The sequence below is a fragment of the Actinokineospora auranticolor genome, from assembly GCF_002934265.1.
Taxonomy (GTDB): domain Bacteria; phylum Actinomycetota; class Actinomycetes; order Mycobacteriales; family Pseudonocardiaceae; genus Actinokineospora; species Actinokineospora auranticolor.
This window is the reverse complement of the sequence record NZ_PTIX01000030.1, coordinates 40,488-65,965: the sequence shown is the minus strand read 5'-3', so window position 1 is coordinate 65,965 and position 25,478 is coordinate 40,488. Positions and strand designations below refer to the sequence as shown.

Annotated in this window: 21 protein-coding genes and 1 pseudogene; 13 read left to right on the top strand and 9 right to left on the bottom strand. The window is 72.0% G+C overall.

Annotated elements, in window-relative coordinates:
- Positions 1–27 precede the first annotated feature (27 nt).
- The 3 genes from CLV40_RS32890 (at position 28) to CLV40_RS32880 (ending at position 2,566) form a co-directional block, all read left to right on the top strand.
- On the top strand, positions 28–474 hold the full coding sequence (locus CLV40_RS32890) for a hypothetical protein (protein WP_104482912.1): 447 nt from the start codon (positions 28–30) through the stop codon (positions 472–474).
- Positions 475–546: 72 nt separating this feature from the next.
- Positions 547–1,377: a ferredoxin gene (locus tag CLV40_RS32885; RefSeq protein ID WP_104482911.1), complete on the top strand. Its 831-nt coding sequence runs from the start codon at positions 547–549 to the stop codon at positions 1,375–1,377.
- A gap of 175 nt (positions 1,378–1,552) precedes the next feature.
- A complete protein-coding gene (locus CLV40_RS32880; protein ID WP_146108349.1) occupies positions 1,553–2,566 on the top strand; it encodes a tetratricopeptide repeat protein in 1,014 nt (337 codons plus the stop codon).
- Positions 2,567–2,579: 13 nt separating this feature from the next.
- On the opposite strand, the gene CLV40_RS32875 is transcribed toward CLV40_RS32880, so the two are convergent.
- The gene (locus CLV40_RS32875; protein WP_104482909.1) at positions 2,580–3,755 is read right to left on the bottom strand and encodes a Fic family protein; all 1,176 of its coding nucleotides are present in this window, start codon (positions 3,753–3,755) and stop codon (positions 2,580–2,582) included.
- Between the two features lie 856 nt (positions 3,756–4,611).
- Positions 4,612–5,991 (bottom strand): MFS transporter, encoded by a 1,380-nt coding sequence (locus CLV40_RS32870; protein WP_245931721.1) that lies wholly within the window; start codon positions 5,989–5,991, stop codon positions 4,612–4,614.
- A 314-nt stretch (positions 5,992–6,305) separates the two neighbouring features.
- Here CLV40_RS32870 and CLV40_RS32865 point away from each other — a divergent pair, with 314 nt between their 5' ends.
- The 8 genes and pseudogenes from CLV40_RS32865 to CLV40_RS40945 all read left to right on the top strand — a co-directional run.
- On the top strand, positions 6,306–7,484 hold the full coding sequence (locus CLV40_RS32865; RefSeq protein WP_104482940.1) for an MFS transporter: 1,179 nt from the start codon (positions 6,306–6,308) through the stop codon (positions 7,482–7,484).
- 337 nt (positions 7,485–7,821) lie between these two features.
- A complete protein-coding gene (locus CLV40_RS32860; protein WP_245931720.1) occupies positions 7,822–9,321 on the top strand; it encodes an ABC transporter substrate-binding protein in 1,500 nt (499 codons plus the stop codon).
- 11 nt (positions 9,322–9,332) lie between these two features.
- The gene (locus tag CLV40_RS32855) at positions 9,333–10,286 is read left to right on the top strand and encodes an ABC transporter permease (RefSeq protein WP_245931719.1); all 954 of its coding nucleotides are present in this window, start codon (positions 9,333–9,335) and stop codon (positions 10,284–10,286) included.
- Entirely contained in the window at positions 10,279–11,106 is an 828-nt protein-coding gene (locus CLV40_RS32850; protein ID WP_104482906.1) for an ABC transporter permease, read from the top strand. Before CLV40_RS32855 ends, CLV40_RS32850 begins: the two co-directional genes overlap by 8 nt.
- The gene (locus tag CLV40_RS32845) at positions 11,103–12,719 is read left to right on the top strand and encodes a dipeptide ABC transporter ATP-binding protein (protein ID WP_104482905.1); all 1,617 of its coding nucleotides are present in this window, start codon (positions 11,103–11,105) and stop codon (positions 12,717–12,719) included. The genes CLV40_RS32850 and CLV40_RS32845 overlap by 4 nt, the downstream gene beginning before the upstream one ends.
- Positions 12,720–12,856: 137 nt before the next feature.
- The gene (locus CLV40_RS32840) at positions 12,857–14,242 is read left to right on the top strand and encodes a C40 family peptidase (RefSeq protein WP_104482904.1); all 1,386 of its coding nucleotides are present in this window, start codon (positions 12,857–12,859) and stop codon (positions 14,240–14,242) included.
- Between the two features lie 114 nt (positions 14,243–14,356).
- Entirely contained in the window at positions 14,357–15,214 is an 858-nt protein-coding gene (locus CLV40_RS32835; RefSeq protein ID WP_104482903.1) for a helix-turn-helix domain-containing protein, read from the top strand.
- A gap of 6 nt (positions 15,215–15,220) precedes the next feature.
- Positions 15,221–15,638, top strand: a pseudogene (locus CLV40_RS40945) (transposase family protein); the annotation flags it as partial.
- 20 nt (positions 15,639–15,658) lie between these two features.
- Here the strand turns inward: CLV40_RS40945 and CLV40_RS32825 are convergent.
- The gene (locus CLV40_RS32825; RefSeq protein ID WP_104482902.1) at positions 15,659–16,252 is read right to left on the bottom strand and encodes a TetR/AcrR family transcriptional regulator; all 594 of its coding nucleotides are present in this window, start codon (positions 16,250–16,252) and stop codon (positions 15,659–15,661) included.
- A 90-nt stretch (positions 16,253–16,342) separates the two neighbouring features.
- On the opposite strand from CLV40_RS32825, the gene CLV40_RS32820 reads away from it, so the two are divergent.
- Positions 16,343–17,080, top strand: a complete 738-nt coding sequence (locus CLV40_RS32820; protein WP_104482901.1) for an SDR family oxidoreductase — start codon at positions 16,343–16,345, stop codon at positions 17,078–17,080.
- Between the two features lie 3 nt (positions 17,081–17,083).
- Here the strand turns inward: CLV40_RS32820 and CLV40_RS32815 are convergent, their stop codons facing one another.
- Together CLV40_RS32815 and CLV40_RS32810 are read right to left on the bottom strand one after the other, a co-directional pair.
- A complete protein-coding gene (locus tag CLV40_RS32815) occupies positions 17,084–17,707 on the bottom strand; it encodes a DUF4230 domain-containing protein (RefSeq protein ID WP_104482939.1) in 624 nt (207 codons plus the stop codon).
- A 104-nt stretch (positions 17,708–17,811) separates the two neighbouring features.
- Positions 17,812–18,600, bottom strand: coding sequence for a metallophosphoesterase (locus CLV40_RS32810; RefSeq protein WP_104482900.1), 789 nt, complete (start codon positions 18,598–18,600; stop codon positions 17,812–17,814).
- A 155-nt stretch (positions 18,601–18,755) separates the two neighbouring features.
- Between CLV40_RS32810 and CLV40_RS32805 the strand changes: the two genes are divergently transcribed.
- Entirely contained in the window at positions 18,756–20,672 is a 1,917-nt protein-coding gene (locus CLV40_RS32805; RefSeq protein ID WP_146108348.1) for a hypothetical protein, read from the top strand.
- Positions 20,673–20,676: 4 nt separating this feature from the next.
- On the opposite strand, the gene CLV40_RS32800 is transcribed toward CLV40_RS32805, so the two are convergent.
- From CLV40_RS32800 to CLV40_RS32785, 4 genes are all read right to left on the bottom strand, one after another.
- Positions 20,677–22,860, bottom strand: coding sequence for an FtsX-like permease family protein (locus CLV40_RS32800; protein ID WP_104482898.1), 2,184 nt, complete (start codon positions 22,858–22,860; stop codon positions 20,677–20,679).
- Positions 22,860–23,507, bottom strand: coding sequence for an ABC transporter ATP-binding protein (locus CLV40_RS32795; RefSeq protein WP_104482897.1), 648 nt, complete (start codon positions 23,505–23,507; stop codon positions 22,860–22,862). Before CLV40_RS32795 ends, CLV40_RS32800 begins: the two co-directional genes overlap by 1 nt.
- Positions 23,508–24,061: 554 nt before the next feature.
- Positions 24,062–24,529 carry a peptidase inhibitor family I36 protein gene (locus CLV40_RS32790; protein ID WP_146108347.1) on the bottom strand — a complete coding sequence of 156 codons (468 nt, stop codon included), beginning with the start codon at positions 24,527–24,529 and terminating at the stop codon, positions 24,062–24,064.
- A 417-nt stretch (positions 24,530–24,946) separates the two neighbouring features.
- The gene (locus CLV40_RS32785) at positions 24,947–25,462 is read right to left on the bottom strand and encodes a nuclear transport factor 2 family protein (protein WP_104482895.1); all 516 of its coding nucleotides are present in this window, start codon (positions 25,460–25,462) and stop codon (positions 24,947–24,949) included.
- Positions 25,463–25,478: the final 16 nt, after the last annotated feature.

Sequence of the window (25,478 nt, the reverse complement as noted above, 5' to 3'; positions counted from 1 at the left end):
TGAACAGACGTGGAGGGAACTACCGACATGACCGGGAATCAGCCGTTCGGGCCGGTCGAGCAGCAGGCGCTGGTGGCGGAGATCGCCGGGGAACTGGCCAAGGCCCTCCCCCAGGGGTGGGGCAGGTTGATCATCGACGCGCGGATGCTGGGCCGCCACAACGAGTTGGCCATCGGCCTGCGCCTGCTGGACGGTTCGTTCGACGACAGCTGGTCCTTGCCGGAGCCGATCTGGCACAAGTTCCAGGACCTGCGGTACGGCATGTACACCCCCGGGCTGGGCACGTGGCTGGAGTGTTCCTTCATCCTGGACCCTCCGATGCGGTTCCAGGTCAACTACAACCGCGACGAACCGCCGAAGTTCACCCGGCAGCCGACCAAGCAGGACTTCGAGACCGAGGCCCGCTGGCACCCGCGCGCCGACGAGCACACCCCCGACTGGCTGCGCGCCGGTCTCGAAGGCAGCGCCGAGTAGGTCGTCCGCGGGCAGTGGACTGTCCACAGTGTTCACCGGCTCCCGTCGAGCCGGGAGGGGAGAGGGAGTCCGGTGACCCAACCACCGTTGACCGCGGCGCAGCGGGATGACCTGGTCGACCGGGTGGCGCGGCTGCTCGGTTCCGTCGAACCCGGCGGGTGGCGGGCCGTCCGCGCCGAGTTGCGCGCGGCCGGGCAGCACGTCGAGGTCGACGTGGTGGTCACGGGGGTCGACGGGTTCACCCACTCCGTCCGGCCGCACCCCGAGGTCCCGCGGCTGCTCGGCCTGCTGCGGTCCGGCATGTACCAGCCGGGGCGCGGGACCTGGCTGACGGGCAGCGTCGAGGTCGACCCGGCGGGCGCGGTCCGGGTCGCCTTCGTGCTCGACGAGGAACCGCGCTGGCGGTCCGTGCCGCCCCCCGTGGGGTTCCAGGACGAGCTGAAATCCTTTCCCCGCAACGACAACTTCGTGCCGCCGTGGTGGCGCCACCGCGCGGGCCAAGGTCAAGCGGTCCAGGTTGAACAGTCCACTTCGGAGGAACCGAGGATGCCGAGGGTCTGGGACTCCCTGGACCCCGACGGCAGGCCGGTCGCCCGCCGGGAGCCGATCGCGACGGGGGAGCGGTCCGCGCTCATCGCCTACCTCGAGCAGGCGCCCGTGGTGCTCGCCGCGCGCAGCTACGACCAGGACGCCTTCGACCCGGGCCGCGAGCCGCGCGTGCCGCTGACCTTCCACACCGACGGCACCTGGGTGTGGCCCGGGGCCGTCGCCTACTACCTGCGCGAGCACGGGTTGCCGCCGGAGCCCGGGTTCACCGCGCACATCCGGGCCAACCGGTACGCCGTGCCCGAGGTCGACGAGGCGGCCAGGCAGCGGGCCGTCGCCGAGGTGACGGGCGGGTAACACCGTCACGCGCGGTGGACCGGTGACGGAGATGCGACACCGGGTGCGTCCGAATGGGCGGTGTTGCGGGTCCCGCGTTGCCGCGCCCACAAGTTGATCGCTCATCATGGGGGGCCGACGACCGGCGGGAAGGGGGACGCGCGACGGTGCCGGCCGGATGAGGCGAGGAGTGAACGTGCCGTCGAGTGGGAAGGACGCCGCGCCGGTGGCGGCGGTCATGCGGTGCTTCGACGACCTGCGCGTCGAGTTGTCCGCGCCGCTGCTGGCGGTGCTGCTCGACCGCACCGAGGCCGACACCGCGGCCGCGCTGGACACCCTGTGGCGCGCGGGCGCCCTGACCAGCCCCACCCCGGGCTGGTACCGGCCCACCGCCCCCTGGGACGAACTCCCCGCCCCCGCCGAGGAGGGTCCCGCGCGGCGGCGGCTGGTCGAGCACCTCGTGACCGGTGACCTCACCGCGCGGGAGGTCACCGCGCACCGGCCGCTGCTGCTCGCCGCGCTCGCCGCGACCGACGCCGATCCGGACCTGTGCGCGCTCGTCCGGCGGCTCTGGGACACCACGTCCGGGTCCGGCTTGGCGCACGACCCGGCCTGGCGGGCCGCGCTGATGGCCGCCGGGGAGCGGGCCGCGCGGGCCTGGGGCAACCGGGCCGCGCTCGCCGTGCTGCTCGACCGGTCGGCGCGGGTCGCGGTGGCGGAGGGCGACGACATCGTGGCCGAGTCGCAGTACGTCCGCGCCCTGGAGCTGTGGCACGACCTGGCCGACGAACCGCACGTCATCGCCACGCTCAACGCCCTGGTCGGGCTGTTCCGCGCGGCGGGCCGCTGGCACCGGGCGCTGGACGCGGCCTTCGAGCTGCTCGCCGAGCACCGCAGGCACGAGCAGGGCGCGGCCGTCGCCGCCACCCTGGGCTTGCTCGGCGAGCTGATGGTCGGCGCGGGCCGCCCCGACGCGGGGACGCACTACCTGGAGCAGGCCGACGCCGCGTTCGCCGAGTACCCGTCCCGCGAGCACGCCGAGCTGCTGCTGGTCCTGGGCAGGCAGCACTGGTCGGCGGGTGCCTTCCCCCGGGCCCGCCGCGCGTTCCACCGCGCCCTCGCCGTGCTCGTCGACGCCGACGACGCCCGCGCCGAGGAGGTCCGCCGCCTGCTGCGCACCCCGGACGGCGTGCCGCTGCCGGTCACCTAGCGCCTGGCGGCGCTCAGATGGGGTTCGGGGCGGTCGGGTCGTCGAGGCGGGGGTCGGTGAGGCTCAGCTGGCGGACCAGCACCGGGCTGAAGTAGACCTTCCCGTAGCCGCCCAGGCTTTCCAGGACGCCCGCGTCCACGAGGCGGCCGCAGACGTCGTTGGCGTTCTTGTTGGAGATGCCGTGGATCTCGGCTATCTGGCGGTGGTTGGTGACCGGGGTCGCCAGCAGGCCGTTGAAGACCTTGCGGATGTTGCCCGTGCGGCGCTTGAGCTTCGGCTCCAGGTCCTGGTGGGTCTGCCGCAGGGTGCGGATCAGCGCCAGCTCGTCCCGGCAGACCTCGGCCACCCCGGCGGCGAAGAAGGCGATCCACGGTTCGTACTCGCCCGTGTCCGCCACGCGGCGGACCTGCGCGCGGTAGGCGGTGAGGTTGCGGTTGATCCACGTGGAGATGGGCAGCACCTGGCCGCGCAGCACGCGCGAGCGGGTCAGCTCCAGGCCGACGTAGAGGCGGGCGATGTGGCCGTTGCCGTAGCGGAAGGGGCGCAGCACCTCCAACAGGTAGGTGCCGAGCGCGACCTTGGCCAGCACCGTCAGGTCCGACTCGGCCGCCGACCAGGTGACGAACTGCTCGAAGGCCACCTTGGTCTCCACCCCGGGCGGGCTGGCCAGCAGGAACGCCTCGGTGCCGCCGAGCCACGCGTGGTCGGTGCGCCAGACGTCGGTGGTGCCGGTGTCGGCGAACGCGGCGGCGACCTCCGACATCAGCTCGCCGTCGATGTCCGCGCCCGCGCGCAGGGCGGCGAAACCGGTGTCGCTGGCCCGCAGGTACCGGCTGACCTTCGGGGTGACCTTGTTGCCCGGCTTGACCCCGGGCAGCAGCGAGACCAGCACCTCCAGCAGCGCCGCGCTGATCCCGTCCAGCTGCGCGGAGAGCTGCACCTCCCGCACCTGGGTGGACCGCACCAGCGGCGAGAGCGTGGCCAGCCGCGCGGCGGCCTCGTCGAGGCGCCCCAGCATCTCCTGGCCGTCGGCGAGCAACCGGTAGGTGCGTTGCGAGAGGTCCAGTTCCGACGGCAGCGGCCACGGCGTGAACGCGCCCTCGGCGCGCAGCCGGGGCGGGAGGCGGTCCCCCTCGCCGTCGCGGACGGCAGACCATCTGCCGCCCGCGGATGGCTTCGTCATTGACATGCGGGCCAGCTTCCAAGACACGGCTTGATTTCCACAAACGGTAAAATCTTGGCTTCCAAGATCAATGTCCGAAGAATGTCCGCTCGGCGGCTAAGCTGTCCACCGGGTGGTGGCAATCGCCGGTGAGCGCGGAACGCGCAGCTCACCCGGGTGGTGAGTGTCCCCCAAGGCCCCTAAGGAGGGTCAACCGGAGGTCGGACGCGGTTCACCTCCGTACCTCCTGGACCAGGTGACGACCCTTCCGGGGTGATTCGGCGGTGCCGGGTTCACTCGAAAGTGTTAATGGTTTTCCGCCACCGCCGGGCGCGAATAGTCCATTCGGTGTCCACATAGCAGCGGAAACCCGACGGCGTGGTCCGGAGTCGACACCGCGGCTATAACCACGAGTTACACAAAGGCCTTCGGAAATGGCGGCGGTCAGTAGCCGCGGCGGAGACTTCCGCAGTCTGGCTGAAGTGGTTCGCGCCCGACGGCGACGGCAGTCCCGAGAGGTGGTCGACCACGGGTGCCCGACGGCCGCGGCCCGTGGCCGCGGGCAGGGCGAGCGTGCGGTCCTCCGTGGTGAAGCGCGGCACCACCGGGTTGGTGGACACCACCTCCGTGGGGCCGACCTGCCGGAGCGCGAACCGGATCGGCGCCCGCGGGCGGGGACCGGCAGTCGGCGAACCGGTCGGGCGCCGCCGCGGCGGGCACCACGCCGAGCAGGACGAAGGCTGCGGTGACGGCGGCCACGGGGCGGATTCTCATGTGCCGCACGCTATTGCCGGGGACCCGTTGGCGGCATCGGGGATACCACCCAACAGTTCCCCCATGGATCCCCGAACGCCCTTTGGGCGCCGGGACCGCGAGCCGTGGATCACCGTCGCCGGAGGGCCGAGCCGACCACGACCGCCGTTGCCGCCGCGAGCAGGGCGTTGACCCGGATCGCCGCGGTGACACCGGAAAGCACGGTGGCCGCGGTCTCGGCGCCCGAGCTGTGGACGTTCGCGGTGACGACCGCGCTCATCACCGGGATGCCGAGGGTGATGCCGACCTGCTGGCTGGTGGTCGCCAACCCGGTGGCCAGGCCCTGCTCGTGGTCGGGCAGGCCGGACGTCGCGGTCGTCATGAACCCCACGATCGCCACCAGGTTGGCCACGCCGCCCGCGAAGGTGGCGACCAGCAGCGGGACCACCATCGCGGTCGTCGGGCCCAGCAGCACCAGCGGCAGAGTCGCCGCCGCCTGGGCGCTCAGCCCCACGACGATCGCGCGGGTGGCGCCGAGGCGGGCGATCACGCGTGGCGCCAGCGCGCCGCCCAGGACCGTGCCGACGCCGAGGGCGGCGAAGGACAGGCCCGCGGCCAGTGGGCTGAAGCCCAGTACCTCCTGCAGGTAGAGCGTCAGCAGGAACACGAGGGATGTCTCAGTGGCGAACGCCAGCAGGCCCGCCAGGTTGCCCCAGCCGACCGTCCGTCGACGCAGGAACGACACCGGTACCAGCGGCTCGGCCACCCGGCGCTCGACCACCGGGAACAGTCCCAGCAGCGCCGCGCCCAGCACCAGCGCGACCAGCGCGGTCGGGTCGGCCCAGCCGCGCCCACCCGCCGTCGTCAGGCCGAACACCAGCGCGAGCAGGCCGAGCGTGACGGTGATCGCGCCCGGCACGTCCAGCCGGGGCCGCGCGCCGGAACGCGTGCCCGCCGGCACCCACGGTGCCGCCAGGAGCACCGCCGCCGCGATGGGGACGTTGAGGAAGAGCGCCCACCGCCAGCTCAGCAGGTCCGTGAGCAGCCCGCCCAACACCGCGCCGGTGGTGAACCCGGCGGCCATCAGGGCGCCGTTGAGTCCCAGTGCCCGGTCGCGTTCGGCGCCCTCGGGGAAGGTGGTGGTCAGCAGCGACAACGCCGCCGGGGTGACCGCCGCGGCGGCCAGGCCTTGCGCGACCCGGGCGGCCAGCAGCGCGGTCGGGGACGTGGCCAGGCCGCCGACGAGCGAACCGGTGCCCAGCAGCGCCATGCCCGACAGGAACAGCCGCCGTCGGCCCAGCAGGTCCGCCAGCCGACCGAACAGCGGGGTGAACCCGGCCGCGCACAGGGCGAACGCCGTCGCCACCCACTGGAGCCCGTCGAGGGTGAACCCGACGTCGGCGCCGATGGCGGGCAGCGCCACGTTGAGGATGGAGAAGTCGACCGCGAGCGTGAAACCGGCGGTGAGCAGCACGACGAGTACCAGCCGCCGCCGTGTCGTGGTAGGCACGACCGAGACCATGGGGGTGTCCTTTCCGGGGAGCGATCCGTCGGCACCGACGATCACCCCGCGCCCACCTGGCAGCCAGCACCCCACCCCGCCTGGCCCCACGGGTGCCAGGCTCCTGCCTGCCTGGCACTGGCGTGCCTGGTACCGGCAGGGACAGGCACCCGTCGCCGTCGCGCGGACAGCATGTGGGCATGGCTGTGACATGGCCTCGGCCGCGCCGAGGCAGGAAACACCGTGAGATCGCGCCGAATCGGGAGGGAAGAGATCGGCTGACGGGCGATCCCGCCGCCCCGGCGGAGCCGGGGCAGAGGACGCTGTCGGCTGCTCTGCTAGCGCTGGCGATCGGGGCGTTCGGGATCGGGACCACCGAGTTCGTCATCGTCGGGCTACTGCCCGATGTGGCCTTGGACCTCGGGGTCAGCATTCCGTCGGCGGGACTCTTGGTCTCCGGCTACGCGCTCAGTGTCGTGGTGGGGGCGCCGTTGGTGACCGCGTTGGGGGCGCGGTTGCCGCGCAAGGCCTTGCTGGTCGGGTTGATGGTGGTGTTCATCCTCGGCAACGTCGTGTGCGCGGTGGCCGCGGACTACCCCGTGCTCATGGTCGGCCGCGCGGTGGCCGCCCTGTGCCACGGCGCGTTCTTCGGGATCGGGTCGGTGGTGGCCGCCGCGGTGGTGGCGCCGCACCGGCAGGCGGCGGCCATCGCGCTGATGTTCAGCGGGTTGACCGCGGCCAACGTGCTGGGGGTGCCGATGGGCACCCTGCTCGGCCAGCACCTGGGTTGGCGGTCCACGTTCTGGGCCGTGTCGGCGCTGGGGGTCGTCGGTGTGCTCGGGGTCGCGCTGCTGGTGCCGCGCCAACCCCGGCCGGAAACCGGGCTGCGCAGGGAACTCGCCGTCTTCCGCCGCCCGGCCGTGTGGTTGGCGCTGGCGGTCACGACCTTCGGCTTCGGCGGCGTGTTCGCCGCGTTCACCTACCTGGCGCCGATGATGACCGAGGTGTCCGGGTTCGGCGCCGGTGCGGTCGGCTGGCTGCTGGTCCTGTTCGGCGTCGGGTCCTGCGTGGGCAACGTGCTCGGCGGTCGCGCCGCCGACCGCGCGCTGCTGCCGACCACGTACGCGACGCTGGGGCTGCTCGCGGTCGTCCTCGTCCTGTTCGCCGTCACCGTCGGCGCGCCGTTCACCGCCGCGGTGACCATCGCTCTACTCGGGACGGTGGGGTTCGCCACGGTGCCCGCGTTGCAGATGCGCGTCATGCGCGCCGCCGACGGCGCGCCCGCGCTGGCGTCGGCGGCCAACATCGCCGCGTTCAACCTGGGCAACGCGCTGGGGGCGTGGCTCGGCGGGGTGGTCGTGGACGCGGGCCTCGGCTGGCGGGCGCCGAACCTGGTCGGCGCCGGGCTCTCGGTGCTCGGGTTGGCCGCCGCGCTCTGGTCCGGTGCGCTGGACCGCCGCCGCGCGCCGGGGACACCGGTCGACCGCGTGCCGGTGGGCTGAGGCCGTCGTGCTCCGGGCCCGCGCGGGCCCGGAGCCGCCCCCGTGTCGAGAACCTGGCATGTTCCGCGATGTGAGAAGCTGGTCCGAGTATCTGGGAGTGTCGGAGTTGTTCCCCCGCAAGGGGAATACCAGGATCTCATCCACACTGTGAGACGCGCAGGTGGGCCGGGGATCAGCCGTTAGCGTGAAGCGCGAGGTTCGCAGGCACGCAGGAGGCTCGGTCGTGGTAACTCGTCCCGTACGTACACTCGGATTCGGCGCTCTGGCCTTGGTCCTGCTCACCGGTTGCGGGGCGCAGGCCACCGCGGGTGGTGGGGGCGACGCGGGGACACCCCGCGTGGGCGGCACGCTCCGGCTCGGCATCTCGTCCAACCCGGACTGCGTCGACCCGCAGCAGTGGGGCACCAACGCGTCCCTCAACGTCAGCCGCCAGCTCGTCGACTCGCTGACCGACCAGGACCCGGCGGACGGCGCCATCAAGCCGTGGTTGGCCGAGCGCTGGGAGGTCAACGCGGACTCCACCGCGTTCACCTTCCACCTCCGCGACGGCGCCACCTTCTCCGACGGCACACCGGTCGACGCCGCAGCGGTCAAGGCGAGCTTCGACGGCGCCAGGGCGCTGGGCCCCAAGGCCGCGCTCGTGGCGGGATACCTGGCCGCCTACAGGGGTTCCACGGTCGTCGACCCGCGGACCGTGCGCATCGACTTCACCGCACCCAGCGCCCAGTTCCTCCAGGCGTCCTCGACGATGACGCTCGGCGTCCTGGCACCCGCTGCGTACAACAAGACCCCGGAGCAGCGCTGCCAGGGCGACGGGCTGATCGGCTCCGGCCCGTTCGTCTTCGAGAGCTACAAGCAGAACCAGCAGGTCGTGCTCGTCAAGCGCAAGGGCTACAACTGGGGTTCGCCGCTGTGGAAGCACACCGGCGAGGCCTACCTCGACCGCGTCGAGTACCGGATCGTGCCCGAACCCGGGGTGCGCAGCGGGTCGCTGGCCAGCGGCCAGCTCGACGCGATCACCGACGTGCAGCCGGTCGACGAGCCGCAGTTCGCGGGCAACGGCTTCACCGAACCCGTGCGCCCCAACCCCGGCATCGTCTTCAACCTCACCGCCAACACCACGCGCGGCGTGCTGACCGACCCCAAGGTGCGGCAGGCGGTCGCCAAGGGCGTCAACCGCCAAGAGGTCGTCGACACCGTCCTCACCAAGAACTACAAGGCCGCCACGAGCGTCCTGGGCTCCGCCACACCGCTGCACACCGACCTCGCGGGCCTGCTGGCCTACGACCCGGCGGGCGCGGGCGCGTTGCTGGACGCCGCGGGGTGGCGGCCGGGGCCGGACGGCATCCGGGTCAAGGACGGGCAGCGGCTGTCGGCCGCCGTGGTGTTCTCCGCGGTGTTCAACCAGAACCAGAGCGCATTGGAGCTGATCCAGCAGCAGCTGCGCAAGATCGGGTTCGACCTGCGCATCGAGCTGAAGACCACCGCCGAGAGCACCCAGATCCAGCTCAGCGGCGAGTACGACTTCATCTGGTTCAACGTCACCCGCGCCGACCCGGACATCCTGCGCCAGACGTACTCCACCAAGGCGGGCAACCGCAGCAAGTTGACCGCGGGCAACCCGCTCGACGCGGCGCTGGAGAAGCAGGCGGCCACCACCGACCGCGCGGTGCGCGAGCCCGCCGCCGCCGAGGCGCAGCGGATCATCGTCGAGCAGGGCTACTCGATCCCGGTGTTCGAGCTGACCCAGGTGTGGGGGCTCGGGCCCAAGGCGCACGCGCTCGAGTTCGAGGCGTCCTCCCGGCTGCGGCTCTACGACGCCTGGGTCGCGGAGTGAGGGCGGCGGGGGTGACCCGCCGCCTGCTCCAGGCGGTGGCGGTGATCTGGGCCGCGTTCACGCTGTCCTTCGTGATCCTCTACCTGCTCCCCGGCGACGCCGCGCTCAACCGGCTCGGCGCCGCCGAGGGCGGGATCACCGCCACCCCCGCCGAAGTGGCCGCGGTCCGCGCCGAGTACGGACTGGACGACCCGCTGGTCGTGCAGTACGGCAAGCGGTTGTGGGCCGCGACCCACGGTGATTTCGGCAAGTCGGTCATGACCGGTGACGACGCCACGGGCCTGGTGTTCGACGCGCTCCCGTCGACGCTGGAGATCGCCGCCGCCGGGCTCGTGCTGGCGGTGCTGTTCGGCGGCGGTCTCGCCGTCCTCGGCACCTACACCCGGCACCGCTGGCTGGGGAACCTGCTGCTGTCCCTGCCGCCGCTGGGCGTCTCGTTGCCGCAGTTCTGGGTCGGGCTGGTGCTGATCCAGATCTTCTCGTTCCAGCTGCGGCTGCTGCCCGCGCTGGGCACGGACGGGTTCGCGGCGCTGATCCTGCCCGGGATCACCATCGGGCTGCCGACGGGCGCGATCATCGGGCAGGTGCTGGCCAAGAGCCTGCGCACGCAGCTCGCCGAGCCGTACGTGGAGATCGTCCTGGCGAAGGGGGCGAGCCGGGCTCGGGTCCACTTCGGACACGCGCTGCGCAACGCGGCGCTGCCCGCGCTCACACTGGTCGGTGTGGTGGCGGGCAACCTGCTGGCGGGCACGGTGGTGACCGAGACGCTGTTCTCCCGCGACGGGATCGGCAGGCTCACCGCGTTCGCCGTCAACTCGCAGGACATCCCGGTGGTGCAGGCGGTGATCGTGCTCTCCGCGTTCTTCTTCGTCACCATCAACCTCGTCGTCGACCTGATCTACCCGCTGCTCGACCCCCGGCTCGCGGGCCGGGTCACGCGGAAGGCGGTGGCCGCCGGTGCCTGACACGCGCACGCGGACGCGAACCCTGGTGCGCAGCCCCGGGTTGCTGGTCTCCTACGCCGTCCTGGTGTTCGCCCTCCTCGCCGCCGTCGCGCCTGGCCTGTTCACCGACCAGGACCCGATCGCCGGTGTGCCCGCCGAGCGGCTGCGGGGGCCGGGCGCGGCCCACCTGTTCGGCACGGACGAGACCGGGCGCGACGTGTTCGCCCGGGTCGTGCACGGCGCCGCGCTGTCGTTGTGGGCCACGCTGTTGGCCGTGCTGGTGTCGCTGGTCGCGGGGTCGGCGCTGGGGCTGCTCGCGGGCTTCCGCGGCGGCTGGTTGGACTCGCTGGTCATGCGGTTCGTGGACGTGTTGCAGGCCGTGCCGTCGATCCTGCTGTCGCTCGCGCTGGTCACCGCGCTCGGCTTCGGCACCACGAACGTGGCCATCGCGGTCGGTGTGTCGAACCTGGCGGTCTTCGCCCGCCTGATGCGGTCCGAGGTGCTGCGCGTGCGGACCGGTGTGTTCGTGGAGGCCGCGCGGGCTTCCGGCGTGCGGTGGCGCGGCGTGCTGGGCAGGCACGTGCTGCCGAACTCGCTGGGACCGGTGCTGGTGCTGGCCACCGTCACGCTGGGCGTGGCGGTGCTGGAGGTGTCCGCGTTGAGCTTCCTCGGGTTCGGCGCGACACCGCCGACGCCGGAGTGGGGTTCGCTGGTGGCGGGTGGTCGCGGTTTCCTGGCCACCGCGTGGTGGATGACGACGTTCCCGGGACTGACGGTGGCCGCGGTCGTGCTGGCCACCAACCGCGTGTCCCGGGCGCTGGACGAACGGGGCGAGGCGTGAGCGCACTGCTGGAGATCCGCGACCTGGCGGTGTCCTACCACACCCGGACCGGTGTCGTCCGCGCCGTGCGGTCGGCCTCGCTCACCGTCGAGAGTGGACAGATCGTGGCCGTGGTCGGCGAGTCCGGGTCGGGCAAGAGCACCACCGCCCACGCGGCCATCGGCCTGCTGCCGCGCGGCGGCCGGATCGAGGCGGGCGCGGTGCGCTTCGACGGCCGCGACCTGACGCGGCTGGGGGAGAAGCAGTGGCGGTCGGTGCGCGGCGCGGGCATCGCCCTGGTGCCGCAGGACCCGACGGTGTCGTTGGACCCGGTGAAGCGGGTGGGGGAGCAGGTCGCGGAAGTCCTGCTGATCCACGGACTGGCGACCCGGCGCACGGCCCCCGAACTGGCCGTGGCGCTGCTGGGCCGCGCGGGTATCGCGGAGGCGGCGGCGCGGGCGCGCCAGTACCCGCACGAGCTGTCCGGGGGACTGCGGCAGCGCGTGCTCATCGCCATCGCGCTGGCGGGGGAGCCGAGGCTGATCATCGCGGACGAGCCGACCAGCGCGCTGGACGTGACCGTGCAGCGCGAGATCCTCGACCACCTGGCCCACCTGGCGGCGGAGTCGGGTACCGCGGTCCTGCTCATCACCCACGACCTCGGCATCGCCGCCGACCGCGCGTCCCACGTCGTGGTGATGTCGGAAGGCGAGGTCGTGGAACAGGGACCCACGGCCGCGGTGCTCGACGCCCCCACCCAGCCCTACACCCGCGCGCTCCTCGCGGCGGCGCCGAGCCTGGCACGGGAACCACTGCGCCCGCGCCGCGAGCCGGGACCGGAGGTCCTGGTGGAAGTCAAGGGTTTGCGCAAGACATTCACGCTGGGTCGAAACCGGACGGGGCCGCGCGAGGTCCGCGCCGTCGACGACGTCTCCTTCACCCTGACCCGGGGGCGCACGCTGGCGCTGGTCGGCGAGTCGGGTTCGGGCAAGACCACGACCGCGCGGATGGTGGTGGGACTGGAGGCCCCGACCGCGGGCACGGTCACCTTCGACGGCCACGAATTGTCCACAATGGGCGACAGTCGCCTCCGCGCGCTGCGGCGCCGGTTCCAGTTGGTGTACCAGAACCCCTACGCGTCCCTGAACCCGCGCTTCAGCGTCGAGGAGGTCGTCACCGAACCGCTGCGCGCCTTCAAGGTCGACAGTCGGGCCGGTCGCCGCGCACGGGCGGCCGAACTGCTGGACCAGGTGGCGCTCCCAGTGTCCACCCTGGCGCGCAAGCCCGCCGAACTGTCGGGCGGACAACGCCAACGCGTGGCGATCGCGCGCGCCCTGGCACTGCGCCCCGACCTGGTGGTGTGCGACGAGCCGGTCTCCGCGCTCGACGTCTCGGTCCAGGCGCAGATCCTGGAGCTGCTGGTACGACTGCAAAGCGAGCACGGGCTGACCTACCTGTTCATCACCCACGACCTCGCGGTCGTGCGCGAGATCGCCGACCAGGTGCTGGTCATGCGCCACGGTCGGGCCGTGGAATCGGGGCAAGCGGACCGGGTGCTCGCCGCGCCCGCCCACCCCTACACCGCCGAGCTGCTCGCCGCGATTCCGGGAGCGGACCGCGTCCCCCTTGGCTGAGCTACAGGTTTTCTCCAGGTTTCGGCCGCGGTGGCGGCCGGACCTGGAGGGATCGTGGAGGTTTTCTGGAGGGTCCCCCGGCAACGTTGTCCCCACGCCACCGAGCACGGCGGCGGGAACAACGAAGGGACACTCCGATGAGGACCAAGGTGAAGCTGGCGACGTCCGGCCTCCTGCTCGCGGTACTGGCTGGAATCGCGAACGGCGGCCTCGCTCACGCCCAGCCGGACGTGGTCTCCGGTGGCGGTGAGGCGAACATCAGCGCCGCGGGCGCGCTCCAGTCGCAGCTCGCGGCAACGGCGACAGTCACCCGGAGCGAGGTGCTGGCCCGGGCGGCGTCGTGGAACGGCGTCCCCTACAGCCAGACCTCCCACCACCCGACCCCGTACGGCACCTACCGCCAGGACTGCTCGGGCTTCGTGTCGATGACCTGGGGTGTGCCCGCCGGGAGCACCGGCGGTACCAACACCGTCGGGCTCACCGGCCTGGGCACGGTGATCCCGAAGAACGACCTCAAGCCGGGCGACGCCCTCATCGACGCCCTGGGCGACAACAACACCCGGCACGTGGTGCTGTTCGAGAAGTGGGTCGACGCGAGCCGCACCAGCTACTGGGGCTACGAGCAGTCCGGTCCGAACGGCAGCCTCGGCGCCAAACACCACGTGGTCCCCTACCCCTACTTCGGTTCGGGGGCCGACTACCGGCCCTACCGCTACGACAACATCGTTGATGACGTCGTGCTGCCCGCCGGCGCGTCCCTCTCCGGGGACAGCAAGGCCGACATCGCGACCGTGCTGCCCAACGGTGATGTGAAGGCGTGGCGGAACGGTCGCGGTCTGACTCCTTCGCCGTGGGACGCGGAGGCGACCATCGCCACCGGTTTCGCCGACGACAACCTGTTCTGCCCGGACTTGGATGGTGACGGTCGCAAGGACATCGCGGTTGTTCTGGCGAATGGTGATGTGAAGGCGTGGCACAACGGTCGCGGTATCACGCCGTCCCCGTGGGACGGGGAGGCGACGATCGCCACTGGTTTCGCCAAGGACAACCTGTTCTTCGCCGACATCGACGGTGACCGGAAGGACGACATCATCACGGTTCTGGCGAACGGTGATGTGAAGGTGTGGCACAACGGTCGCGGTATCACCCCATCCCCGTGGGATGGCGAGGCGACGATCGCCACTGGTTTCGCCAAGGACAACCTGTTCTTCGCCGACATCGACGGTGACGGCAAGGATGACATCGCCACCGTGATGCCCAACGGTGACGTGAAGGTGTGGCACAACGGTCGCGGTATCACGCCGTCCCCGTGGGACGGGGAGGCGACGATCGCCACTGGCTTCAGCAAGGACAACCTGTTCTTCGCCAACGTCGACGGTGACGGCAAGGATGACATCGCCACGGTTCTGGCCAACGGTGACGTCAAGGTCTGGCACAACGGTCGCGGCATCACCCCGTCCCCGTGGGACGGGGAGGCGACGATCGCCACCGGCTTCACCGAGGACAACCTGCACTTCGCCTAGTCACCGAGGAACCGCGCGGGATGGGTCGCCGACCAGGCGGCCCACCCCGCGGTCGTCGCAGGGTGGTACTCACGGGGTGCGGCAGCCGCGCGCGGCGCGGGTGACACTGGTGGCATGGACACGGAACTGGGGTCTTTCCTCCGCACCCGCCGGGCCTGCCTCACCCCCGCCGAGGTGGGGTTGACCTCGTACGGCGCCCGTCGCGTACCCGGTCTGCGCCGCGAGGAACTGGCCCAGCTCGCGGGGGTCAGCGCGACCTACTACACCCGCCTCGAACAGGGGCAGAGCCAGAACGCCTCCGACGACGTCCTCGACGCCATCGCGCGGGCGCTGCGGCTCAACGAGGACGAGAGCAGTCACCTGCGGGCCCTGGCGCGCCCGACGCGCAAGGGGCGGAAACCGGCGCCGCGCACCGAGTCCGCCCGGCCCGCGCTGACCCACCTGATCGGCGCCATGAGCGGGGTCGCCGCGGTCGTCCTGGACCGGCGCAGCGACATCCTGGCCTGGAACCCCCTGGCCCACCGGCTGCTGGCCGGGCACTGCGCGGCGGACAGCCCCGCGTCCCCGGCCACGCGCCCCAACCAGACCCGCATGCTGTTCCTCGACGAGCACACCCGCGACCTCTACGCCGAGTGGGACCACGAGGCCAAGCGCGCGGTGGCGGCGCTGCGGCTGCTGGCCGGGCAGCACCCGAACGACCGGCACCTGGCGGAGTTGGTGGGGGAGCTGTGCGTGAAGAGCACCGAGTTCTCCGCCCTGTGGTCGCGCCACCCGGTGCTCAACTGCACCTTCGGCACCAAGCACTTCGCCCACCCCGCGGTGGGCCCGCTGGAGCTGCACTTCGAGGTCCTGCACACCCCGGACAACTCGGCCCAGCGCGTCCTCGTCTACAGCGCCGAGCCGGACACCGCCTCCGAGGCCGCGCTCGGCCTGCTGGCCGCCGACCCGATGCGGGACCACGCCGCTAGATGAGCAAGTCCCCGCCGGTCCGGCTACAACAAGCGGCTGCGCGCCGCCGTGCCGCTGCTCAAGCGGATGATCCGGGTTCCTCGCGGCCGACACCGACCTGTGGGCCGATAACACCTGGGTGGTCGATTCCACCCCGGTGGAGTGCGGGCGTTCCCGGGAGACCGCGACGCGCTCGGAGTTGGCGGGGTGGGCCGGATACGGGTATTGCGCCAGCCACTCCCGGTTCTTCTGGCCTGCGCCTGCACCTGATCACCATCCCCGCCGGACTCCCGATCACCAGTTGGACCTCGAACACCTCGGTGGTCGCAGCATCGACGGAATCACCACCCGCGTCGCCCAACGCATCCTCGCCCTCACCGCCGCGATCTGGCACAACAGGACCACCGGACAACCCGCCACCCGATCCCTCACCGCCTACGACCACTGAACCAGCTAGGACTTGCTCATCTAGGTGACCAGGTGCGGCCAGGCCGTGATCGCGGTGTCGACGACGGCGGCCAGGTCGGCCGCGGTGTAGCCGTCCTTGGCCTGGGTCGACATGCCGTAGATCAGGCTCAGGTAGAACGACGCGACGGCCCGGGCATCCACGTGCTCGGCCACCTCGCCGGTCCGCTTCGCGCGCTCCAGCCGGGCGGTGAGCATCTCGCGGTCCCGGTTCCGCATCTGCGCCAGCAGGTCGCGGACGGCGTCGTTGTCGGCGCTGGTGTTGGTCGCGGCCATCACGACCATGCAGCCGCGCGGCCGGTCGACACGCGTGTACCCGTCCGCGCGGTCCCGTAGCCAGCTCTCGAAGGTCTCGCGGGCCGTCGGCAGGTCGCAGAACCCCTCGGTGCCGCTGCCGCTGCTGTACAGCGCGACGGCCTCGCGGAACAGCTGCTCCTTGCTCCCGAACGCGGTGTAGAGGCTGCGCGTCCCGATGCCCATCGCCGCGGTCAGGTCCGTGATCGAGACCGCCTCGTAGCCGCGGTCCCAGAACAGCCGCATGGCGGTGCGCAGCGCGGCGTCGCGGTCGAACGCCCGGGGGCGACCCGGTCCCGGCATGTGACCTCCTCCGCGCTGTCGTTGACGCTCGGATGCTACCCGTGATACCTAATTGTGTAGCGTTCGATGCACAAATAACCGGAGGTCGCAATGAGCTTGGCAGGGCGGGTCGCGCTGGTCACCGGGGGTGGCCGGGGGATCGGGGCCGCCGTCGCGCGGGGGTTGGCCGCGGCGGGCGCCGATGTCGCGATCACCTACAACTCGGGGGCCGAGGCCGCCGCGGCGGTCGCCGACGAGATCACCGCGCTGGGCCGCCGGAGCCTGGTGCTCAAGGCGGCGGCCCGCGAGCGCGGCGCCGTCGCGGACGCGGTGCGGCGGGTGGCCGAGGAGTTCGGGCGGCTGGACATCCTCGTCAACAACGCGGGCGTCTACCACGCGATCGACATCGCCGAGACGACCGAGGAGTTGTTCGACGAGGTCGTCGACGTCAACGTGCGGGCCGTGTTCACCGCCACCCAGGCCGCCGTTCCGCTGCTGCCCGACGGCGGCCGGATCATCACCATCGGCAGCAACCTCGCCGACCGGGTGCCGTGGCCGGGCCAGAGCCTGTACGCGATGAGCAAGTCCGCGCTCTCCGGCTTCACCCGGGGCGTAGCGCGGGATCTGGGACCGCGCCGCATCACGGTCAACCTCGTGCAGCCGGGGTCGACCGACACCGACATGAACCCCGCCGGCAGTGACCACGCGGTGGGACAGGTCGCGGTGAGTGCGCTGGGCTACTACGGCGCACCGGAAGACATCGCCGCCACCGTCACCCATCTCGCGGGCGACGGTGGTCGGCACGTGACCGGCTCGGTAATCACGATTGACGGCGGTCAAGCGGCGTAGACGTCAGCCACCCTGGGCGGGCGGTTGCACCATGCGGTAGCCAAGGCTGGTGAACAAGCCATTGAGCATGGCCACGGTGTTCTTCTGGGCGCGTTCGGCCAGGTTCGAGCGCTGCGCCGCCTCGGCGATCCGCTTCTCCGCCGCCATGTAGAACTCGCGCTGGTCGGTCGGGGCGCTCACCAGGTCGCCGAGTTGGTCGAAGAGGCCGCGGTCCTGGCGGTAGACGTAGCTGCGCGAGTTGTCCAGGTTCGGCTTGCTCAGCTGCGGCGCGGGCAGCTTCACCTGCACCGTCTTCTGCTCCTGGTTGACGGTGATCGCGTCACCGGCCAGGCCGCGGAAGTCGATGAACGCGTCGATGCTGCCCGCCGCGACGAACAGCGTGCGCTCACCGGCGATCTCGGCGGGCACGTACCGCACGTCCTTCTCGATGTCCACGACCACCTGGTAGTCGCCCGCGGCGGCGTGGTACTCGCTGAGGTCGCGAACCGCCTGCAACACCGCGGGTTGGCTGCGGTCGACGGTGTCCGTGCCGAACGACGGCAGCAACCCGGCCACACCGAGGCCCACCACCGCCGTGACCACCACGGCCAGGCCGACCGCCACGATCCCGATCCACTTCCTGCGCACGGCGCTCACTCCGTTCGTCGCCACTCCTCACCCGGGAGGTACCACCGGCGCCCGCCGTCCTCCCAAGTCGCCGCCGAACAGGTGTTCACACTAGGCCGAACGGGTCAACCGAGGAGGATCGCGTCCGCCAGCACGAGCGGCCGCCAGGACTCCGCGCCGGTGCGGCCGTGACCGGGGTCGACGCCGATGAACCGCCTGCCGCCGACCCGGACGCGCACGTGCCGGGACTCCCAGTCGACCTGGGCGCGGTTGCGGATCCGGCCCTCGCAGTGCCAGGTCCGGTCGCGGAAGCGCACGACCGTCGAGTGGCCGTGGATCTGGCCGAAGGGCACCACACCCGCGTACCCCATCCACGGCTCGTGCAGCGCCGCGCCGGACTCGGCCCACAGTGGACCGGACGCCGGGTCGCGACCGTGGTCGCCCTCGCGCCCGATCAGCGCGGGCCTGGCGTTGAGCGCCGCGGCCGCGTCCGCCGCGGCGCTGGGCTCGCCGAGTTCCCGCCAGCACCGGAGCGTCAGACCGGCGTGGCACACCAGGAAATCCTCGTCGCCCACCCGCACCGCGGCGGCCACGCGCAGCAGGCCCGTCGCCCACCACTCCCGCAGCCGCCGCACACCCGCGTCCGCGAGCGGCTCGCGGGTGAAGACCGTGCCGCCTTCGAGGTACTGGGCCTCGTGGTTGCCGGTCAGCTGGACCCATCCCGGGTCGCGGGCCAGCCGCTCGACGAGGTCGAGCGCCCCGAGGCTGTCCGGGCCCCGGTCGACCAGGTCGCCGACCTGGATCACCGTGAGGTCGGCCGGGAGCCGGTCGCCCCGCGCGCCGAGGTCGTCCAGCGCCCGCCGCAGCTGGTCCGGATGTCCGCCCACGTCCCCGATGACCGCGATGCGCGTCATGTCCCCTCCTCCGACCACGACCCACGATACGCACCTGGATCGTCCACTTCGGATGATCGCGGGTTCGGGCCTGCGGGCAAGGTCACCATGTCGCGCCGGGTGGTCGGTGTGGCATGGTGACCTTCGGGCGATGGGGGAGGACGATCACCGTGGGCTTGCGGACACCTCAGGCGGGCACCGGTTCGCCGCTGGGGCTGTTGGAGGAGTGGGCGGCGGGCGGCGCGGCGCTGCGTGAGGTGCTGGTCACCGGGTACGCGGTGGACCTGGCCGAGTTGGAGCGGCGGCTGGTGCCGACCGCGCGCGGGCTCGGCGCCCGGATCACCGCGCTGTCGGACCCGTCCGGCGCGCGCGAGCCCGTCGGGGTGCGCCACGCCGGTCTGCTGTACCAGCACGGGCACGCGGGCGCGGGCTTCGAGGTGGGGCTGCTCGTGCTCGTCGGCGACGAGCAGGTCTGGGTCGCGTTCGGCGCCGGTGACGCCGCGTGGGACGACGACCGGTGGCTGGTGGTGCGCTCGACGCCGGAACGCGGTCCGCTGGCGCTGCGCGAGTTCGGCGACTGGCTGGCGGAGCTGCCGGGCGTGGTGCCGATGCCGTCGTGGATCGCCGACGCCGTGCGCGTCGTGGGTGCCGCGGTCCGCCCGGACACCGTCGACGACTCGCTGCCGGACCTGCGCGTCGCCGACCGGCTCCGGCGCGGTGGCGCGCCCGCCGAGACCGCGCTGCTCGGCGCGCGGCTGACCGGGGACACCGTCGCGGTGGAGTTGCGCGCCACGTCGCACACCGTCGTCGAGTCGTCGCCGGACGGTGCGGCGTGGCGCAACGCCGTGGTGATCACCCGCGACAGTGCCACCGGGCACACCGTGCGCGCGGAGTACAAGGACAACGGAAACCGGTTGCTGCGCGCCCGTGTCCCGGCGGGAACGCCGACGGCGTCGGTGTTCGTCACCGACACCGAGCGCTGCGCCCCGGTGCGCGACCTGCCCCGGGTGTCCCGCGACTACCCGCTCGCCGACCTGTTCGCCGACCACGCCGTCGGCCGCCGGTTCGAGGCGGACTTCCTCCGCGTGGCGGCGGAAACCGAGGCGGAGGCGCCGAAAGCCACCTGGGCGCGGGACCTGGAGAACGCCCTGGGGCCGTCCCTGGCCGCGTTGGCCTTCCCGGCCGCGTGGCGCGCGGACGGCCCGGACCCGGACCTGGTGCCCGCCGAGGACTTCCGGCTGTGGCGGCGCCGGGCGGACAAGCTGCGGCAGGCCGCCGCCCCCGGCCCGCTCGGGCAGCGGCTGGTGGTGGCCGCGCTGTACGCGACGCTGCTGGCGGCGGGTGCGTGGGAGGGCGACGAGGACTGGCGGGAGGTCGTGGCGGAGGTGGCGGTCGCGGTCCAGCCCAGCGAGGCCGAACTGGCCGACCTGCCCGGTGACGTCACGGAGTTCGCGGTGTCGCTGAGTGCCCTGTGCGTCGCGCTGCTGCGCCAGGACGCCGTTTTCGACGGCCCCGGCACCCACGACCGCGTCGCCACGACCGCGTGGCGGCGGACCCGCGACCTGATCCCGTACGCGGTGCCCGGTGCCGTCGCGCCGCTGCTGCTCACCGCGACCCGCCCGCACGCCCGCGTCGCGGTGGAGAGCGAACTGGACGACCTGGTGGAGCTGGCCACGGTCGCCGAGGACGACCCGGACGCCATGCTGCGCCTGCGGTTCGCCGAGGCCGACATCCCCGCCACCCGGTTCGACGGCGCCTGGATCGTCGAGGGCGAGTTCCGCAACCCCCGCCGCTTCGCCGCCCGGGCCGCGACCCTGGCGGGCAGCCCGTGCGCGGTGGTCGCCCGCAACGCCAAGAAGTCCACCGCGATCCTGCGCGACGGCGACCTGGTCGCCATCGCCGAGTCCACGGTCCGCCGCTGGCGCGTCTACCGCCTGGGCCCTGCCTCGTCGCCGACGACGCTGTTCGGCGGCGACGAGGCGTTGCCCGCTACCCGGGAGCAGTACCCGCTGCTGCCGATCCCGGAGAAGGTCGCGGCGCTCGCCGCCGCCGCGGGCGTCAACCCGACCATGGTGGCGGCGGCGTTGCAGTAGCGGGCTATTCGCGACGCAGTGCGCGGGCGGTCAACGGTGGCACGGCGGAGGTGGCAACCGGGACCGCCAGCAGCGCGCACAGCAGCACTGTCGCGACCAGCAGTGGCGCCACGGTCGTCAACGCGGGTGTGAGCGGCTTGCCGAGGGCGCGCAGGAGTGCGGCGCTGATGGCGGTGGCGACGACGGTGGTCAGGAGACCGCCCGTCAGCGTCGGTGTCCACACGCGGACCAGGGCTGTTCCACGGAGCGTGCCCGGGTCGAGGCCGACCACCCGCAGCCGGGACTGCTCGCGTCGGCGGCGGAGGACGTCGTCGGTGGTGGTGATCGCCAGCGCGATGGCGCCCAGGCTCAGGGTCGTGATGGCGAGGGCGGTCACCACCGGGCCGAGGGTGGCGGTGTCCATCGCCTGCCTGACGATGATCGGTCCTGCCGCGTCCGCGGCGGGAGCGAGGGCGCCCAGGACCGCGCGGATCCGGTCGGCTGTGGGCACGCCACCATCGATGACGACCGTGGAGGTGAGCTGCGGTACCTCCGCCGGGTCGAGCGCGGCCGGGGTCACCACGTCGGTGAGAAAGTCGCGCGAGTTCGGCGTGCGGTTCACGAGCGGCAGTTCGACGCCCGCGCCCCCCGAGCCGGGGAGCACGTAGCGCTTTCCATCCACACAGGACTCGGCGCCGGTGTAGAGCGCCCGCAGTGAAGCGCAGTCGGCGATCAGCGTCGTGCCGTTCACGTTGGCGGACCGCGCGACGCCGCTGACGCCGTCGATGGCGGCGAGTTCGCCGAGCACCGCCGGGGACAGGGGTTGACTGATGCTCATCTTGATGACTTCGCCGATGTGTGACTGCGGTACGGCTCCGTCGGTCGAGGTGGCGGCGCTCAGCACCATGCCCGCACCGGACGCGCACAGCCCGGCGAGGACCCCGGCCAGAACGCGGGTGCCCGCCACCGAGTCGCGGCGCAGCGCGGCACCGCCGAGCCGCACCGGGAGCGAACCGGTGCGGGCCATGCGGTCGCCGAACCGGCGCAGCAGCAATGGCAGGCTGGTCAATAGCCCGACCAGAGTGAGCACGGCACCGCCCGCGGTCGGCAGCAGCAGCCACGCGGCCTCCTCGCCGATGCTCGGGTCGACCGGGCCCAGCACCAGTCCGGTGACGAGCCCGGCGACACCGAGGCCGAGCGGCACCAGGCGCAGCGCGCTCGGCCGGACCGGGGCGCGGCGGACGGGGCGGAACGGGTCGCGCACAGCGGAACCGATCGCGATCGCCGAGACCAGCACCGCGTACAGGGGAACCCCCACCGCGACGGCGAGCACGGGCGCCACGCCGAGTGTCAGGTCGTTCGAGTAGGCGCCGACCGGTCCGATCCACCACTGGTCGCGAACACCGCGCACCAGTGCGAACAGGACCAGCCCGAGCACCGCGCCGATCCCGGTGGCGACGACCGTCTCCACGGCGTTGATCACCTGGCAGCGCCGCGCGCTGAAGCCGATCACCCGCAGCGAGGCCAGCTTCCGGTCGCGCGTGGCCGCCGACAGCCGGGTCGCGGTGGCGATGACGACCGCCAGCGGCAGCAGGATGTACAGCAGTGCCAACAGGATGAGGATCCGCGACGGGGTCAGCAGATCCGTCCAGTCCTTCTGACCGCCGAGATGGATCGTCGTCACGCCCGGGGGCGGATCGGTCCCGAACCCGACGACCGGCCGGAGCGACTGCTCGTCACCGGGAAAGGGGTCCACCACGGTGTAGACCAGTAGTTCACCGGGACCCGTGATTCCCTCGGGACCGACGACGGCGGCGACCGGCTGCGGGAACTCGGCCCGCAGTACCGGATCGGTGAGGGCGCTCGCCATCGCGGGGGACACCGCGATGGTGCCCGACGCGGGCCACGCGGCGAGTCCGGGTGGCACCGGGGAACCCGGTGGTGCCACTACTGGCAACACCGTCACGTCCTCACCCCGGTACGACGACCTTCGTTCGGCCATGAGCAGCGACGAGTTCCCGTTGTCGCTGTTGATCGGCCTCCGGGCCTCATCCCGTTCCTCGGCGGTGTTGATCGCCGAGTACGCGGCCACGGCGGAGGCCAGCAGCAACGCGGCGACCAGGCCCGCGACGGCGCCCAGCGCCAGCCGCAACCAGGACCGGCTGCCCGCGGCCACCGCCATGCGCCAACCCAAGCGGAGGTCGCGCATCAGGCCACCACCCGGCCGTCGAGCATGCGGATCTCGCGGTGCGCGGCGGCGGCGAGCCTGCGCTCGTGCGTGGCCAGCACGACCGTGGCGCCGCGGTCGGATACCGCCCGCAGCAACAGGTCGAGGACCTTGGAGCCGGAGTCCTGGTCGAGGGAACCGGTCGGTTCGTCGGCGAGGACCAGCGGTGGGTTGTGCACCAGGGCCCTGGCGATCGCGGCCCGCTGGGCCTGGCCGCCGGACACCTGGTCGGGGAAGCGGTCGGCGAGTTCGGCGATGCCGAGTTCGCCGAGGGTGTCCCTGGCCCGTTCCCGCGCGTTCTTGGCGCGCAAGCCGTCCAGGGGGAGGGCGACGTTGTCGAGCAGGGTCAACTCGGGGACGAGATCGCCGAGTTGGAAGACGAACCCGCAGTTCTCCAGCCGCCACCGCGTGCGGGCCTGGTCGTTGGCGGACGTCAGGTCGGTCCCACCGACCGAAACCTCGCCCCGGTCCGGGCGCAGCAGCCCGGCCAGCACGTGCAGCAGCGTCGACTTGCCGCACCCGGATGGGCCGGTCACCGCCACGACGTCCCCGGCGGCCACCGCCAAGTCGACCCCGTCCAACGCCTTCGTGGCGCCGAAGTCCAGCCCCACACCCACCAGTTTGATCATGTGCGCCCCGTCGTCGTGTCGGCGGCGGTCGTCCGGGCGGACCCCCGCCGATCAGTCACCTATCGCAACCGGATTGTAGCCGGCAGTATCGGTCGGCTGGGGAAACCCGAGGTCGCCGCCTCGTCGTCGAACCTGACCAGGGCCGGGTCGGCGACGCCTGCGTCGGGCGGGAAGCCTTTGGGGGCGACTCGATCGCGGGCACCGGCGAAGTCCGCGCGCGGTCGACGCACCAATCGATGCAGGCGGGCGCCGCTCGCGGACGAGCGGCGCGGGCACTCCCGTGCGCGGGTTGTCACATCCCCAGTTGTGCCAACCGCAGCCCCGTCAAAGTAGCAAATTCGATCACGATTAGCCGAAAACGTCTAGTGAAACACCCAGACAATGCGAGAGGGGTTCGCGTCGGCATCCGCCGCACCGCCCCGGGCGCCGTCGAAGTCCGGTCCTCGATCCACCGGTTCGATCACGCGCTCCGGTGTCGAGTCGGGTGGGGACCGTCCGGACGACCCCCACCCGATCATTCACCTGACGCGGGCGAATCCCGCCCGCAGCCTCGACTAGCAGATGAACTCGAGGCTCTCCGCCTCGTTGTCGAACCCGACCTGGGAAAGGTTCCCGTTGCTGGAGTGGGCCGGGACGTCGTAGAAGCGGCCGGTCCAGCCGTCGTTGGCCCAGAGGCGGACCTTGCAGCTCGACTCGTTCGACACGGACGAGATCTCGTTGTCGCCGTCCCACCAGTCGATCTCGCACTTGTTGGCGCTGCACGCACCCTCCGCGACGTCGACCCAGCGGTCGCCGCTGAAGTTGTTGTCCTCCCAGCCGTAGAACCGGCCCGACAGCAGGCCCGCGGTGCCCACGACGCGGACCGGGATCGCCTTGCCGCTGGTGCTGAAACCGACGACCGAACCCTCCGGGGCGGCCTCGGCGGACGCCGAGCCCGCCAGCCCGACGACCGCCATGGTGGCGGCCGCGAGGACGACGCCCGCGCGGGCCGCGGTGTGCATTGCGGAAATGTTCTTGCGCATGGTCGATTCACCTATCGATGAAGGCAGGCGGCGATTCGGGCGCCTCCTGCGAATGAAGCGACGCCAGCGCCCCCAGGCGCGGGCCGTCGCATCCCCAGTCGCTCCAACCGGAACTCCATCAACGTACCAAACATGATCACGAACAACCGATGTCGGTTAGTGAATCACCCAGACAAAGCATGTCGGGTGCGTTTCGACCCGGTTTCGAGGGGGAAGTGGCTGAATGGAGTAGTTCGTTACCGCCAGGCGACAGTGGGAACGCTCCTGGTGGGAACGTCCGGGCAAAGCGCGCGGCGGAAGCCGGTGAGCCCGGTGTCAGACGTCTTTCCTGGCGAAAAAGTATGTGGCAAACAGATTTCGAGCCGGTGTGACCACGCGGTTTCCGGCTTGCCTTTCTCGTTCGGTTCGTCGCCTGCCTCACGCATCGAAGATGGCTTTGGGTGTACCGGTCAGCCAGACGTTGTCGATGCGGAGGTGGTGGATCCGCCAGTGGTCTCCTGTGCGGTGCAGGGTGGTGTCGTAGTAGTTGTTCAGTAGCGCGTGGACGGTGTGGTCGATGGTCAGAAGGTGTTGTGCCTCAACCAAAGCGGTGCAGTGCGCGGTATCGCCGTCGATCGAGACGCGGGTGTTGGTGACCCGGTGGGTGGTGTCCACGCGGCCCGCGAACAGGCCGAAGATCGCGTCGGCGATGCCCTCCCGGCCAACGAGAACCGGCGGCTCCGCGCCCCACTTCGCCGCGGTTGGGCGGAAGTCGAGGGTCGCGTCACCGGTGAAGCTGGAGGCGAACAGGTCGCGGTCACGGAGGTCCTGCCCTTGGGCGAATCGGTGCAGCGCGTCCACCACCTCCGCCCGGTCGCGCAGTTCCCGGATCGTCGCGGCGAAGTTCTCGGCTGGGGTGGTGAGGGCCTGGGTGCGGGTCACGAAGGTGGACATGGGCACCAGACTGGGG

Excerpts from the sequence above, each read along its gene's own strand:
- CLV40_RS32785 (WP_104482895.1), bottom strand. The coding sequence starts at position 25,462 with ATGTCCACCTTCGTGACCCGCACCCAGGCCCTCACCACCCCAGCCGAG.
- CLV40_RS32810 (WP_104482900.1), bottom strand. The coding sequence starts at position 18,600 with ATGACGCGCATCGCGGTCATCGGGGACGTGGGCGGACATCCGGACCAG.
- CLV40_RS32835 (WP_104482903.1), top strand. The coding sequence starts at position 14,357 with ATGGACACGGAACTGGGGTCTTTCCTCCGCACCCGCCGGGCCTGCCTC.
- CLV40_RS32890 (WP_104482912.1), top strand. The coding sequence starts at position 28 with ATGACCGGGAATCAGCCGTTCGGGCCGGTCGAGCAGCAGGCGCTGGTG.
- CLV40_RS32825 (WP_104482902.1), bottom strand. The coding sequence starts at position 16,252 with ATGCCGGGACCGGGTCGCCCCCGGGCGTTCGACCGCGACGCCGCGCTG.
- CLV40_RS32840 (WP_104482904.1), top strand. The coding sequence starts at position 12,857 with ATGAGGACCAAGGTGAAGCTGGCGACGTCCGGCCTCCTGCTCGCGGTA.
- CLV40_RS32795 (WP_104482897.1), bottom strand. The coding sequence starts at position 23,507 with ATGATCAAACTGGTGGGTGTGGGGCTGGACTTCGGCGCCACGAAGGCG.
- CLV40_RS32800 (WP_104482898.1), bottom strand. The coding sequence starts at position 22,860 with ATGCGCGACCTCCGCTTGGGTTGGCGCATGGCGGTGGCCGCGGGCAGC.
- CLV40_RS32790 (WP_146108347.1), bottom strand. The coding sequence starts at position 24,529 with ATGCGCAAGAACATTTCCGCAATGCACACCGCGGCCCGCGCGGGCGTC.
- CLV40_RS32875 (WP_104482909.1), bottom strand. The coding sequence starts at position 3,755 with ATGTCAATGACGAAGCCATCCGCGGGCGGCAGATGGTCTGCCGTCCGC.
- CLV40_RS32820 (WP_104482901.1), top strand. The coding sequence starts at position 16,343 with ATGAGCTTGGCAGGGCGGGTCGCGCTGGTCACCGGGGGTGGCCGGGGG.